Origin of the sequence: Streptomyces sp. NPDC021224 (genome assembly GCF_044332905.1) — a bacterium.
GTDB lineage: Bacteria > Actinomycetota > Actinomycetes > Streptomycetales > Streptomycetaceae > Actinacidiphila.
In genome coordinates, this window is the sequence record NZ_JBIRPW010000001.1 from 654,272 (window position 1) to 667,791 (window position 13,520).

Sequence of the window (13,520 nt, forward strand, 5' to 3'; positions counted from 1 at the left end):
TCATGCAGTTGCACGACGTCTGGTTCGTACTCATCGCCGTTCTGTGGACCGGCTACTTCTTCCTGGAGGGCTTCGACTTCGGCGTCGGAGTGCTCACCAAACTGCTCGCACGGGACCGCACCGAGCGGCGCGTGCTCATCAACACGATCGGCCCGGTCTGGGACGGCAACGAGGTGTGGCTGCTCTCCGCGGGCGGCGCCACCTTCGCTGCCTTCCCCGACTGGTACGCGACGCTCTTCTCCGGCTTCTACCTGCCGCTGCTGGTCATCCTGGTGTGCCTGATCGTGCGCGGGGTCGCCTTCGAGTACCGCGCCAAGCGGGACGGCGAGCGCTGGCAGCGCAACTGGGAGCACGCGATCTTCTGGACCTCGCTGGTGCCCGCCGGGCTCTGGGGCGTCGCCTTCGCCAACATCGTGCACGGTGTGAAGATCGACGCGCACAAGGAGTACGTCGGCGGCTTCTGGGACCTGCTGGGCGGATACGCGCTGCTGGGCGGCCTGGTGACCCTCGTGCTCTTCACCTTCCACGGCGCGGTGTTCGTCTCGCTCAAGACGGTCGGCCCGATCCGGGAGCGGGCCCGAGCCTTCGCCACGCGGGTGGGCGCGCTCGCGGTCGTCCTGGCGCTGGCCTTCCTGATCTGGACCCAGGCCGCGAGCGGCAACGGGCGCAGCCTGGTCGCGCTGGTCGTGGCCGCGGTCGCGCTGCTGCTCGCGCTGGGTGCCAACGCCGTGGGACGGGAGGGCTGGTCGTTCGCCTTCTCCGGGGTGACGATCGCGGCGACCGTCGCCCTGCTCTTCCTGAGCCTGTTCCCGAACGTGATGCCGTCGTCGCTGGACAGCGCGTGGAACCTGACGGTGACCAACGCTTCGGCGACCCCGTACACGCTGCGGATCATGACGTGGTGCGCGGCTGTCGCCACCCCGCTGGTGCTGCTCTACCAGGGCTGGACCTACTGGGTGTTCCGCAAGCGCATCGGGACGCAGCACATAGCCGGGGCGCAGCCCACGAGCGTCCCGGCGGCGGGAGCGCGGTGATGTTCCACGTGAAACGCATACGCGACGCAAGGGGGTGTTCCACGTGAAACCGGTCGATCCGCGTCTTCTGCGGTACGCGCGCACCACCCGGGTCTTCCTCGCGGGCACGGTGGCGCTCGGCCTGGCGGGTGCCGTGCTCATCGTCGCGCAGGCAACGCTGCTCGCGGACCTGGTGGTCGGCGGCTTCCAGCACGGTGAGGGCACCGGCCGGCTGGGCAACGACCTGCTGTGGCTGGCGGCCGTGTCGGTGGGGCGGGCGCTCGTGGCCTGGCTGACCGAGCTGTGCGCGCACCGCTCGGGGGCTGCGGTCACCTCGCAACTGCGGGGCCGCCTGCTGGAGAAGGCCACCGCGCTGGGACCGGCGTGGCTGACCGGGCGGCGCAGCGGTGAGCTGACCACCCTGGCCACCCGCGGTATCGACGCGCTGGACGACTACTTCGCCCGCTACCTGCCGCAACTGGGCCTCGCCGCGGTGGTGCCCGCCGTGGTGCTGGCCCGCATCGTGCTGGCGGACTGGATCTCGGCGCTCACCATCGTGCTGACACTCCCGCTGATCCCGCTGTTCATGGTGCTCGTCGGCTGGGCCACCCGGGACCGGATGGACCGGCAGTGGCGGCTGCTGGGCAGGCTCTCCGGGCACTTCCTCGACGTGGTCGCCGGGCTGCCGACGCTCAAGGTCTTCGGACGTGCCAAGGCACAGGCCGAGAACATCCGCGCCATCACCGGCGACTACCGCAAGGCCACCCTGCGCACCCTGCGGATCGCCTTTCTGTCGTCCTTCGTGCTGGAACTGCTGGCGACGATCTCGGTCGCACTCGTCGCCGTCGACATCGGCATGCGCCTCGTGCACGGTGAACTGTCGCTGCGCACCGGGCTGCTCGTGCTGATCCTCGCGCCCGAGGCGTATCTGCCGCTGCGGCAGGTCGGGGCGCAGTACCACGCTGCCGCGGAGGGCCTGGCCGCCGCCGAGCAGGTCTTCGAGGTCCTGGAGACCGAGCCCGCCGCCCGGCCCGGCACCACCCCGGCGCCCGACCTCGCCACCGCGACCGTACGGGCCGACGGCCTGGCCGTCCGCAGCGAGGGAGTGCTCGCGCCGACCTCTTTCACCCTCGCGCCCGGCGAGACGCTGGCCGTCACCGGGCCCAGCGGCGTCGGCAAGAGCACGCTGCTCAGTGCACTGCTCGGCTTCGCCCCCGTGGCGCAGGGCAGCGTCACGATCGAGGCCGCGGACGGCACGGCGGTCGACCTGCGCACGATCGACCCCGCCTCCTGGCACCGGCAGATCGCCTGGGTGCCGCAGCGTCCGCACCTCTTCCCGGGCACGGTCGCGGACAACGTCCGGCTGGTACGGCCCGACGCCCGCGACGCCGACGTGGACGCCGCACTCGCGGCAGCCGGTGTGCTGGGCTTCGCCGCCCCCGACGACCTCGTCGGGGAGGACGGCGCCGGACTGTCCGCGGGCCAGCGGCAGCGCCTCGCCCTGGCCCGCGCCTTCCTCGCCGACCGCCCCCTGCTGCTGCTCGACGAGCCGACCGCCAACCTCGACGGTGACACCGAGGCCGCGCTCATCGCGACGCTGCGCGAACTGACCCACGGCCGCACGACGGTCCTGGTCGCACACCGTCCGGCCCTGCTGCCGCTCGCCGACCGGGTTCTCGCGCTGGAGCCCGGGGAACCGGGGACGGCGTACGGCGTCATGGCGGCTGCGGGGGAGACCGGACGGGCGCGCGCCGCCGCGGTGGCCGCACCGGTCACGGGCGGTGCCGACGGGTCTCGCGCGGATGCGGGGCAGGAGCGGGGCGGGGACACGGCCGGTGCCGCGGGTGCCCGCACCGGTGCTGTGCCGCAGACCGGCGACGACGAGACGGGTCCGCTGCTGCGCGGACGCGGGCTGCTGCCGATGGCGCGGGCACGCGGATTCCGCGGGCGGTTCGCCGCGGCGTGCGGGCTGGGCGCGCTCGCGCTGCTCTCGTCGGTGGGGCTGATGGCGACGTCCGGGTGGCTGATCAGCCGCGCGTCGCAGCAGCCGCCGGTGCTGTACCTGATGGTGGCCGTGACCGCGACCCGCGCCTTCGGCATCGGGCGGGCGGCCTTCCGCTACGGGGAGCGGCTGGTCGCGCACGACGCGGTCTTCCGCGCGCTGGCGGGCGTACGGGTCGCCGTCTACCGGCGGCTGGAGCGGCTCGCTCCCGCGGGGCTGCGTGAGCGGCGGCGCGGCGATCTGCTGTCGCGGCTGGTCGCGGACGTCGATGCCGTGCAGGACCACTACCTGCGCTGGCTCCAGCCCGCCGTCACCGCCGGGCTCGTGGTGCTGACCTCCGCGGCCTTCGCGGGCTGGCTGCTGCCCGCCGCGGGAGTCGCGGTCGGTGCCGGGCTGCTGGTCGCCGGGGTCGCTGTGCCCGCGCTGGCCGGAGCCGCTGCCCGCCGGACCGAGGCCCGGCTCGCCCCGGCCCGCGGGGAGCTGTCGGCCCGGGTGCTGGCCCTGTTCACCGGCACCGCGGAGCTGACCGTGGCCGGTGCGCTCGACCGGCGCCGCGCGCAGGCCGCCGACGCCGACCGCACCCTCACCGCGATCGCCGCCCGGTCCGCCGCGGTGACCGCGCTGGGCGCCGGTCTGACCACGCTGGCCTGCGGTCTGACCGTGACGGCCTGCGGCTGGCTCGGGGTACGCGCGGTGGTGGCGCACCAGATGCCGGGGGTGGCCCTCGCGGCGCTGCTGCTGGCGCCGCTCGCCGCCTTCGAGGCCGTCAACGGCATGCCGCTCGCCGCCCAGCAGCGGCAGCGCAGCCGCCGGGCGGCCGAGCGGGTGAACGACGTGCTCGACGCCCCGCTGCCGGTCAGCGAGCCCGAGCACCCCGCGGCCCCGCCCGCCTCGCCCTTCCCGCTGGTGGTCCGCGACCTGACCGCGCGCCACCCCGGCCGCGGGGAGGCGGCACTCAACGGTGTCGACCTCACCCTCACCGCGGGGCGCCGGGTGGCGGTCGTCGGCCCGTCCGGCGCGGGCAAGACCACGCTGGCCCATGTGCTGCTGCGCTTCCTGGACGCCGAGTCCGGCACGTACACCCTGGGCGGTGTGCCCGCGGCCGACTGCGACGGCGACGACGTACGGCGCCTGGTGGGCCTGTGCGCGCAGGACGCACATGTGTTCGACAGTACGGTCCGGGAGAACCTGCGGCTGGCCAGGCCTGGCGCCGGGGACGACGAGCTGCGTTCTGCGCTGGCCGCCGCCCGCCTGGACCTCGACCTGGACGCGGCCGTCGGCGAGCACGGTGCCCGGCTGTCGGGCGGCATGCGCCAGCGGCTCGCGCTGGCCCGCGCCCTACTCGCCGGTTTCCCCGTGCTGGTGCTCGACGAGCCCGCCGAGCACCTGGACACCGCCACCGCCGACGCGCTGACCGCCGACCTGCTGGACGCGACCCGCGCGCACGACCGTACGACGCTGATCGTCACGCACCGGCTCGCCGGGCTCGCGGACGGCGCCGTCGACGAGATCGTGGTGCTGGACGCGGGCCGGGTCGTGCAGCGCGGCTCCTACCGCGAACTGGCCGAGGCGGACGGCCCCTTCCGCCGCACCCTGGAGCGCGAGCGGACCGCCGACGCGGCAGCCGCTTGCGGGGCGTCCTCGGCATCCGCCGCGGGGGCGCTGCTGACCGCCGCGGCCTGACACCCGGCGGAGGTGGGCGGGGATCCTGCGGCCCGGTTGCAGCGGTATCCGGGCCGCAGGACGCTGAAAAGGACGGCGCGGCCGCGTTTTTCCGTGCGCGCGCAGAGCGCAGAGCGCAGACCGCCGGCCGTGCACTGCCGGAAGGGTGAATCCCCATGCGGATGCTGCTCACCGCGAGGATGGACACCGAGGCCGCGAACCAGGCGGTGGACGACGGCACGATGTCCAGGACGATGCAGGAAATGGCCGAGGAGCTGCGGCCGGAGTCCGCCTATTTCACGGCGTCCGAAGGCGACCGCTGCTGCTACATGGTTTTCGACATGAAGGACAGCGCGCAGATGCCGCCGATGCTCGAACCGTTCTTCCATGCCGGGGCGAAGGTCGACCTGCGGCCCGTGATGACCATGGACGACCTCCAGACCGGGCTCTCCCGTCTGGGCCGCTGACCTGGGTCCGGCCGGTCCGCCCCGGCCGTCCGGAAAGAATCCGCAGCGCGCTCAGGAGATCCCCGAAATCGCCGCCGCACCACCCGCGCCACCCTCCGCCGCAGGCGCATATTGCGCCAGGGGGGTGGCGTTGGTCTGAATATCGGCGAACTCGGGGTGCGGATCCGGCGAATCCGTGCTCGTTTCCTCATCATCGGATTAGTCAGCTCGATGGATAAGAAACGAGAGAGGTCATGGCTGCCACCACTTCCCGGATCAGCGCCCTCTGGGTCGCTTTCCTGAACCTCCTGATCACCTGCATCGGCGCCCTGGGCTTCACCGCCCCGGCCCGTCTGCGCGCCGCCGTGTCGGCCGCCCCCGCCGCCCCCACGGCCCCGGCCGTCCCCGCCGCCCCGGGTGTTCCGCCCCTCCCTTCGGCCGCGCCAACCGTGCCGGCCGGACGCCCCGCCGCCGGGCCGCCGCCGCAGGCGCCCGTGCGCGCCGGGTTGACCGCCGTACCGCAACAGGCGGTGGCCGGACGCGGGCGGACGGCTGCGCTGCCGGCGCAGGCCACGGCTTCGCCGGAACCGCGGGCCGGTGCGCCGGCCCGCCGGAAGAAGACCGCCGCGCAGGACCGCCCCGCCGCGCCGTCCGCCCGGACGTCCGTGCCCGCACCGCGGCCGTACGGGCGGGAGCGCACGCTGCCGCCGACGATGAAGCAGCGCATCGGGGCCGAAGCGCACGGCGCCTCCCCCAGCGCGCGCAGCGTGGCCGAGCCGTTCGACCTCGCCTTCGGCCCGCTCGTCTCCACGGCCGCCGCAGGTCAGGGCGAGGCCCGGATCCCCGCCGCCCGCCGTCGCCGCGACCGTGCGCTGTGCGGCTGAGCGCTGTGCGGCCGAGCGCGCGCACCGTGCGCCGCAGCACCGCCGCGGTCGAGTGGCCGGACGTCCCGGTGTCCGGGTCCGGCGCCCCGCACAGCACGCCCCGCTCCACCCCGCAGGCCCGGCCGGCACACGCCACCGCGCCACCACGGCGCCTTTCCGCGGCGACGGCGACCGGCCCGTGCGGGAGACCGGTGACCCCGGCGCTCTCCGCACACCAGTAGTCTCGTGCAGTACCTGTAATCCCGGAAACACCAGCAGCATCGCACCGTGCAGGACCCGTAGCACCCCGGACCACCGGCTCTGCTGAGCACGTATCCGCACCTTTGTGCGGGACAAGCACGGCGGATACGGGAGTATGGGGTACGTGACCCAAGCAATCGGTGCCCCCGGAGGGCATTCCCGCTCCACGGGCGCGCACCAGCAGCCCCACGCACACGACGACATCGCCATGGCCTCGCCGCGGCTGATCGCCACCGACCTGGACGGAACGTTGCTGCGCAACGACCGGACCGTGTCGGAGCGTACGGTCGCCGCTCTCGCCGCCGCGGAAGCGGCCGGCATAGAGGTCTTCTTCGTCACCGGGCGGCCCGCCCGGTGGATGGGTGTCGTCGCCGAACACCTCGCAGGCCACGGGATGGCGATCCTGGCCAACGGCGCAGCGGTCTTCGACCTGCGCGCCGGCCGGCTGATCGAGGCCTTCCCGCTGCCCGAGGACGACGCCCTGGCCGTCGCGCGCGATCTGCGCGCCGCGCTGCCCGGCACCGCCTTCGCGGTCGAGCGCGCCTTCCGTTTCCGGCGCGAACCCGCGTACGCCCCCGTCGAGCCCGATGGTGCTCCGGCGGCGTCGATCGAGGTGCTGCTCGCCGAGGACCGCGCGCAACCGCTGCTGAAACTGCTGGTCAAGCACCCCTCGATGGATCCCGACGGCTTCCTCGCGGCGGCGTTGGACGTCGTCGGCGGGCGGGCCGAGGTCACCCGCTCCAGCGACTACGCGCTGCTGGAGGTCAGCGGCGCGGGCGTCAGCAAGGCGACCACGCTCGCGCGCTGCTGCGCCGAGCGGGGGGTCACCGCGGCAGAGGTCGTGGCCTTCGGCGACATGCCCAACGACCTGGCGATGCTCGGCTGGGCCGGCACCTCCTACGCCGTCGCCAACGCCCATCCCGCCGTCCTGGCCGCCACCACCCGCAGGACGGCGGCGAACGAGGACGACGGGGTGGCGCGGGTGATCGAGCGGATCGTCGCGGCCCGCCGCAACTGACCGCCCTCCGGCCACCGGGCCACGTGCGGAGGGCCGGGCGGCGGGCTTACGACGCCAGCGGGGCGACCACGGAGAAAACCGCGCCCTGCGGGTCCTGGACGACGGCCATGCGGCCGACCTTGTCCATGTCGAAGGGCGGTGCGAGCACGTTGCCGCCCGCGTGCACCACCGCGTCGACGATGCTGTCGGTGCTGTCCACCGCGAAGTTGACGAGCCAGTGCGGCGGGGTGTTCGGGGGCAGGTTCTCCATGCCCTGGACACCGCCGACGGTGCGGCCGTTGACCTGGATTCCGGTGAATTCCGGCATCTCGGGCATCGGTCCCGCGGTCACGCCGAGGACGGCCGAGTAGAACGCGCCCGCCGCCTTCGGGTCGGGAGTCTGCAGCTGGTTCCACACCAGTGCGCCGTGCTCGTTGACGATCTCGGCGCCCTTGAAGTCGCGCGGCTCCCACACGCCGAAGACCGCGCCCTGCGGATCCGCGGCGACGAACATCCGCCCCAGCGTCATCACGTCCATCGCGGGCATGATCACGGTGCCGCCGTTCGCGGCGACCTTCGCCGCCGTGTCGTCGGCGTCGAGGACCGAGAAGTACGTGGTCCAGGCGGTGGGCGGGGTCGGCTGGCCCTCCTGGGTCATGGTCTTCATCAGACCGGCGACCGGCTTGCCCTTCTGCAGGCAGACCGAGTAGCCGCCGTACTCCTCCGGCCCGATCTCGGCCTGCCAGCCGAAGAGGTCGCGATAGAAGTCGAGGCCGGCCTGCTGGTCGGGCACCATCAGGTCGATCCAGCACGGCGTGCCGGGGTCGTAGGGGCCGGTGACTTCGGGCATCTGGCGTCTCCTTGCGTGGTGCGGGCGCCGGACGGGCGCCCGGCGGACGTCTCCCCGGTCCGGCCGGACGGCCGGGCCGCCCCCGCGGGCGAACCACCCCCGGCTTCCACCCTCCCCGCCGCCCGCCGCTCCCGCTACCCGAGCACGCCCGGTCCCGCCGCCCGCCTTGCCCGAGGGCTTCCGTGCGAAGGCGGTCGGCCGACGGGGCGGGCGGGACGCGGCCCGGCGGGGCGGCAGGTCAGCGGAAGGCCGGGGCGTGGACCGCGGCCCAGTCGGCGTAGGAGCCCGCGGGGCGTCCCAGCAGCCGCTCGACGTCACCGGCGACCGCCTGCTCGGCCGGCAGCGGACTGCCGAGAATGCCGAGGGTGGCGTCCACGACCGGTTCCGGCATGAAGGTGAGCATCCGCGCGCGGGCCTCGTCCCGGCTCTGCTCCACGAAGCGCACCTCCTCGCCGAGCGCCGCGCCGATCGCGCGGGCCTGCTCGCGCGGGGTGACGGCGGCGGGGCCGGTCAGCTGGTACGTCTGCCCGGCGTGGCCCGCGCCGTCGCCCGCGAGCACGGCCGCCGCGGCCGCGGCGATGTCCGCGGGGTCGATGACGGGCAGGGCGACGTCGCCGAAGGGCGCGACGACGGTGCGCTCGGCGCGGACCGACTCGGCCCAGCCCATGGAGTTGGTCGCGAAACCGCTCGGGCGCAGCACCGTCCAGTCCAGGCCCGAACCGCGGACCGCCGCCTCGAAGGCCGCGGGGTGGGCGTACGCCTCGGGGCGGGTGCCGGCGCCTTGCGAGGAGAGCAGGACGACACGGCGGACGCCCGCGGTCTTCGCCGCGTCGAGCACCTCGTGCGGCGCGTCCCCGGCGACGAGCAGGAAGAGCGCGTCCGCCCCGTCGAAGGCGTCCCGCAGGCTGCCGGGCTCGGCGAGGTCGCCGCGTACGTTGCGGACGCCCGCGGGCAGGTCGCCGGACTGCGGCCCGCGGGACATCGCCGTCACCTGCTCGCCGGCCGCGGCCAGCGCCTCGACCACTCGGCGGCCGACGTTTCCGGAGGCTCCGGTCACCACGATCATGATTGCTCCCCAGGTCTGCGCAGGCCCGTTCACCTGCTGACCCGACGAAGCTAACATCGTGTGGATAGTAGGTACCTAGGAGAAAGTATTGGCCGAACGGGCTCGGCGTCCAGGCTCAGGAGGCTGCGGCGAGCTGCGCCAGGCCCTCGGTGGCGATGCGGGTGAAGACACCGTGGTCGGCGGCGAATTCGGAGTCCGGGATCGGGCGGTGCAGCACGATCTCGGTGATGCCGAGCTCCGCGTGCCGGCCGGCGAAGTCCACGAAGGCGTCGACGGAGTCCAGCATGGCGTTGCGGTCCGGGGTGAAGCCGGTGAGCAGGATGCGCTCCAGCTCCCCGGGATCCCGCCCGGCGGCCGCGCACGTCGCGCCGAGCCGTTCGATCTGGCCGCGGATCGCCGCCCGCGACTGCTCCGGGGTGCCCTCGTCGAAGAGCGCCGGGTCGCCCGTCGTCACCCACGCCTGGCCGTACCGGGCGGCGAGCGCGAGGCCGCGCGGCCCGGTCGCCGCGACGGCGAAGGGCAGCCGCGGCTCCTGCACGCAGCCGGGGATGTCGCGCGCCTCGTCGGCCGTGTAATACGTGCCGCGCTCGGTGACCGCCCCGTGCGTGAGCAGCTTGTCGAGCAGCCCCACGAACTCCCCGAACCGCGCCGCCCGCTCCCGCGGCGACCACGGCTCCTGCCCCAGCGCGGTGGCGTCGAACCCGGTGCCGCCCGAGCCGATACCGAGCACGACCCGCCCGCCGGAGATGTCGTCGAGCGACATCAGCTCCTTCGCGAGGGTGACCGGGTGCCGGAAGTTCGGCGACGTCACGAGGGTGCCGAGGCGGATCCGCTCCGTCGCGCCCGCAGCGGCGGTCAGCGTCGGCAGCGCCCCGAACCACGGCTTGTCCCGGAACGTCCGCCACGACAGGTGGTCGTAGGTGTAGGCGGCGTGAAACCCCAGCTCCTCGGCCTCCCGCCACACCTCCCGCCCCTGCTCGTGCCAGCGGTAGATGGGCAGGATCACGGTGCTCAGTCGCATGAGGACGACCCTATGGCGGATCGCGGGGCCCGGCCCGCAGGAGTTGCCGTCCGCCACCCCGTTACGGCACGTCCTACCGTGCGCCCACGGCTGCTCCTCGCCCCGGACACCCGCGTGACCAGCGTGTCCTTGCGCGCCGAGAGGATTCGAGCGCACCATGCGCGCCACCGTGGCGAGGCCCCGTCAGCGGAACTCCGCGGTCCGACGACCCCGGAGCCCCCGCGCTGTCGTGCCTCGTCGTCCGCCGTACGGTCAGGGGCCTTCGCGGTCGGGTGGCCGGGAGTCCGTCGCGAGGGTGTCCATGCGGCGGGCGGCAACCTCGCGGTCGGCGGCCGCCGCGACGAACGCCGCGACGTGCTCCGCGCCGACCAGCTCGCGGACAGCGTTCACGGTCGCGGCGGGGAGGGGCACCGCCAGGCCGTCCGCCGGGGCCGGAGCCGGGGCGGGCTGCGGTACGGGCTCGGGCTCGTGGTCCGGGGCGGTGGCGGGCAGCACCGCGTCGCCGAGGTGGCGCCGTACGTGCGCGGTGGCGCGCAGCCGCATCGCGCGGGCCAGTTCCGCGTCGACCGTCTGCTGGGCCAGCGGGCGCAGCCGCCGCACCAGGGTGGCGGCCTCGGCCGCCTCGGTGTCGCTCGGCGGGTGCTGGAGGAAGCGCTGGAAGACATATTCGGTGGTGAACTCCAGAAAGCGCTCCGAGATGTGCTCCACCTGTCCGCGCAGCTCCCGCAGATGCCCGGTGATCGCCCCCAGCGGCACCCCGGCGGCGTGCAGCTCCACCGCCACGGCCAGCTCCTGCGGGCTGGGCACCGTGTACTCGTCCTCGCTGCCCGGCACCGGTTCCAGCACCCCGAGCCGCACCGCCTCCCGCACCGCGTTCGGGTCGGGGCTCCCGCCGAAGGCCTCGGTCAGCTCCTCCGGCCCGATGCGCGCGGGCCGCTCGTCCGACCAGGGCCGGTCCACCTCGCCGACCAGCCCGAGCACCCCGCCGAGCCCCGTGCCCGCGTCCCACGCGGCCAGCAGCTCCTTGATGCTGGCCAGCGTGTAGCCGCGCTCCAGCAGATCCGCGATCCGCCGCAGCCGCTCCAGGTGGGTGTCGTCGTAGACGTTCGCCCGCCCGCGGCGCTCCGGTTTCGGCAGCAGCCCGCGATCGGTGTACGCCCGGATGGTGCGGACCGTCGTCCCGGTGATCCGGGACAGGTCCTCGATCCGGTACGCGCTCCTCCCGGTGTCGGCGTCGCTGCTCACCCGCTGGCCCTCATGTGCTTCCGCTCGGCTGCTCGTCCCCGTCGTCCGGGCCCCGGGGGCGTGACCGCCACCGGGCCCGTACCGCTCCCGCCTGCACCGTACGCCACCGGCTACAGCGGGGGGTCGACCCGGGCGAGGGCCCGTATCGCGCCCGGGGACAGCCGGCTGAGCAACCGGGCGCCGCGGGCCTCGGGTGTCACGGGCACGACCGCGGTGTCCCGCAGCACCGCCCGGACGACCGCGCGGGCGACCTTCTCCGGCGGGTAGTTGCGCAGCTTGTACAGCCGCGCGGACCTGGCACGGCGGCGCTGCTGCTCCTCGTCGCTCACCCCGGTGTGCCGGGCGCTGGCGGTGATCGGGGTGTTCACCGGGCCCGGACAGATGGCGCTCACGCCGATGCCCAGCGGCGCCAGCTCGGCCCTGAGGCATTCGCTCAGCATGAGCACGGCGGCCTTGGAGGTGCTGTACGCGGGCAGGGTGCGCGAGGGCAGGAAGGCCGCCGCCGAGGCGGTGTTGACGATGTGTCCGCCCTCGCCCCGCTCGGCCATCTGGCGGCCGAAGAGGCGGCAGCCGTGGATGACGCCCCACACGTTGACGTCCAGTACCTGCTTCCAGTCCTCGGCGGTGGTGTCGAGGAAGCGGCCGGCCAGGCCGATGCCCGCGTTGTTGACCACCACGTCGGGCACCCCGTGGTGCTCGCGGGTGCGCGCGGCCAGCTCCTCCATCGCCGGGCCGTCGGACACGTCGACCGCCTCGGCCCAGGCGCCCGGCGCCCCCGCCTCGCGCGCCAGTTCCGCGGTGTGCGCGGCGCCCGCGCCGTCCCGGTCCACGGCGACGACCCGCGCACCCGCCTCGGCGAACGCCACCGCGGTGGCGCGCCCGATGCCGCTGCCCGCGCCCGTGACCAGCACCAGCTGCCCGGCGAAGCGCTCACCGGCCGCCCGCAGCTCCCGGCCCAGCACGGACCGTGCCCCCTTGCCGCCCTTCGCCGGGCGACCGCTCGCGATGCCGGACTGCGCCGGGGCGCCCTCCTGCGTCGCCGCGGCGAACTCCGCGATCCAGCGGGCCATCTGCTGCGGGCGGGAGCGCGGCACCCAGTGCTTGGCGGGCAGCGTGCGCCGGGTCAGCCGGGGCGCCCAGCGGTCCAGGTCGTCGTACAGCCGCTCGGACAGGAAGGCGTCACCGGTCGGCGTGACGAGCTGCACGGGCACCTGCGCGTACGCGTCCGTCCGGGGGTGGCCCAGACGGCGGCGCACGTTGTCCCGGTAGAGCCAGGTGCCGTTCGCGGCGTCGCGCGGCAGGGAAGCGGTGGGATACCCGTCGGACGGCAGCTTCTCCGCGCGCGCGAGCATCCGGGGCCATTGCTTGCCGAGTGGGCCGCGCCACGCCATCTCGGGCAGGACGGGGGTGTGCAGCGCGTAGATGTACCAGGACTTGAGGCCCTGGCCGAGGACCTGGGCCGCGCGCCGCGGGGTGGGACGGCGCACCCGGCGCCGGATCCAGTGGCCGAAGTGGTCCAGGCACGGGCCGGAGACGGAGGTGAAGGACGCGATCCGCCCCGCGGTCTCCGGCACGGTGACGAACTCCCAGCCCTGCACCGAGCCCCAGTCGTGGCCGACCAGGTGGACGGGCCGGTCCGGGCTCACCGCGTCGGCGACGGCGAGGAAGTCCTGCGTCAGCTTCTCCAGCGTGAAGCCGCCGCGCAGCGGATCCGGGGCCTGCGAGCGCCCGTGCCCGCGCACGTCGTAGCGGACCACGTGGAAGCGGTCGGCGAGCAGCCCGGCCACCTCCGACCACACCTCCTTGCTGTCCGGATAGCCGTGCACCAGCACCACGGCCGGCAGCGCGGGATCACCGGACTCGGCCACGCACAGCCGGACCCCGTCCGCTCCGGTCACGAACCGCTCGGCCGTCCGCGACTCCCCGCCCGCGCCCGCGCTCCCCCCCGCCGCAGCCCGCTCCCGCTGCCGTTCCTCGTTCTCGCCGGCTCCCTGCTTACCGCCCGTCCCGTTCATCCCGCTCACCCGCCCCTTCGTCCCGCCATCCGAAGCTGACATCACTCACTGTGACATCGCTCGATGGGACGGTCAAGGG

Annotated in this window: 10 protein-coding genes; 5 read left to right on the forward strand and 5 right to left on the reverse strand. The window is 74.6% G+C overall.

Features of this window, described 5'->3' with window-relative positions:
- The first annotated feature begins 2 nt into the window (after positions 1-2).
- The 5 genes from cydB (at position 3) to ACH4PY_RS02900 (ending at position 7,265) form a co-directional block, all read left to right on the forward strand.
- On the forward strand, positions 3-1,034 hold the full coding sequence (cydB, locus tag ACH4PY_RS02880; protein WP_398175207.1) for a cytochrome d ubiquinol oxidase subunit II: 1,032 nt from the start codon (positions 3-5) through the stop codon (positions 1,032-1,034).
- A gap of 43 nt (positions 1,035-1,077) precedes the next feature.
- On the forward strand, positions 1,078-4,698 hold the full coding sequence (gene cydD / locus ACH4PY_RS02885; RefSeq protein WP_398175209.1) for a thiol reductant ABC exporter subunit CydD: 3,621 nt from the start codon (positions 1,078-1,080) through the stop codon (positions 4,696-4,698).
- A gap of 155 nt (positions 4,699-4,853) precedes the next feature.
- The gene (locus tag ACH4PY_RS02890; RefSeq protein WP_398175212.1) at positions 4,854-5,144 is read left to right on the forward strand and encodes a DUF3303 family protein; all 291 of its coding nucleotides are present in this window, start codon (positions 4,854-4,856) and stop codon (positions 5,142-5,144) included.
- Between the two features lie 233 nt (positions 5,145-5,377).
- Positions 5,378-6,007, forward strand: coding sequence for a DUF6344 domain-containing protein (locus tag ACH4PY_RS02895; protein ID WP_398175214.1), 630 nt, complete (start codon positions 5,378-5,380; stop codon positions 6,005-6,007).
- 448 nt (positions 6,008-6,455) lie between these two features.
- Positions 6,456-7,265, forward strand: coding sequence for an HAD family hydrolase (locus ACH4PY_RS02900; protein WP_398176050.1), 810 nt, complete (start codon positions 6,456-6,458; stop codon positions 7,263-7,265).
- A 46-nt stretch (positions 7,266-7,311) separates the two neighbouring features.
- On the opposite strand, the gene ACH4PY_RS02905 is transcribed toward ACH4PY_RS02900, so the two are convergent.
- The 5 genes from ACH4PY_RS02905 to ACH4PY_RS02925 form a co-directional block, all read right to left on the reverse strand.
- Positions 7,312-8,094: a VOC family protein gene (locus ACH4PY_RS02905; RefSeq protein ID WP_398175216.1), complete on the reverse strand. Its 783-nt coding sequence runs from the start codon at positions 8,092-8,094 to the stop codon at positions 7,312-7,314.
- A 238-nt stretch (positions 8,095-8,332) separates the two neighbouring features.
- Positions 8,333-9,160 (reverse strand): NAD(P)H-binding protein, encoded by an 828-nt coding sequence (locus tag ACH4PY_RS02910; RefSeq protein ID WP_398175218.1) that lies wholly within the window; start codon positions 9,158-9,160, stop codon positions 8,333-8,335.
- 115 nt (positions 9,161-9,275) lie between these two features.
- On the reverse strand, positions 9,276-10,181 hold the full coding sequence (locus tag ACH4PY_RS02915; protein ID WP_398175220.1) for an LLM class flavin-dependent oxidoreductase: 906 nt from the start codon (positions 10,179-10,181) through the stop codon (positions 9,276-9,278).
- A gap of 252 nt (positions 10,182-10,433) precedes the next feature.
- Positions 10,434-11,426: a MerR family transcriptional regulator gene (locus tag ACH4PY_RS02920; protein WP_398175222.1), complete on the reverse strand. Its 993-nt coding sequence runs from the start codon at positions 11,424-11,426 to the stop codon at positions 10,434-10,436.
- A gap of 110 nt (positions 11,427-11,536) precedes the next feature.
- Positions 11,537-13,483, reverse strand: coding sequence for an SDR family oxidoreductase (locus ACH4PY_RS02925; RefSeq protein WP_398175225.1), 1,947 nt, complete (start codon positions 13,481-13,483; stop codon positions 11,537-11,539).
- Between the last annotated feature and the right edge of the window lie 37 nt (positions 13,484-13,520).

Coding starts and splice junctions, on each gene's coding strand:
- ACH4PY_RS02915 (WP_398175220.1), bottom strand. CDS start 10,181: ATGCGACTGAGCACCGTGATCCTGCCCATCTACCGCTGGCACGAGCAG.
- ACH4PY_RS02895 (WP_398175214.1), top strand. CDS start 5,378: ATGGCTGCCACCACTTCCCGGATCAGCGCCCTCTGGGTCGCTTTCCTG.
- ACH4PY_RS02910 (WP_398175218.1), bottom strand. CDS start 9,160: ATGATCGTGGTGACCGGAGCCTCCGGAAACGTCGGCCGCCGAGTGGTC.
- ACH4PY_RS02890 (WP_398175212.1), top strand. CDS start 4,854: ATGCGGATGCTGCTCACCGCGAGGATGGACACCGAGGCCGCGAACCAG.
- ACH4PY_RS02905 (WP_398175216.1), bottom strand. CDS start 8,094: ATGCCCGAAGTCACCGGCCCCTACGACCCCGGCACGCCGTGCTGGATC.
- ACH4PY_RS02925 (WP_398175225.1), bottom strand. CDS start 13,483: ATGTCAGCTTCGGATGGCGGGACGAAGGGGCGGGTGAGCGGGATGAAC.
- ACH4PY_RS02900 (WP_398176050.1), top strand. CDS start 6,456: ATGGCCTCGCCGCGGCTGATCGCCACCGACCTGGACGGAACGTTGCTG.
- cydB (WP_398175207.1), top strand. CDS start 3: ATGCAGTTGCACGACGTCTGGTTCGTACTCATCGCCGTTCTGTGGACC.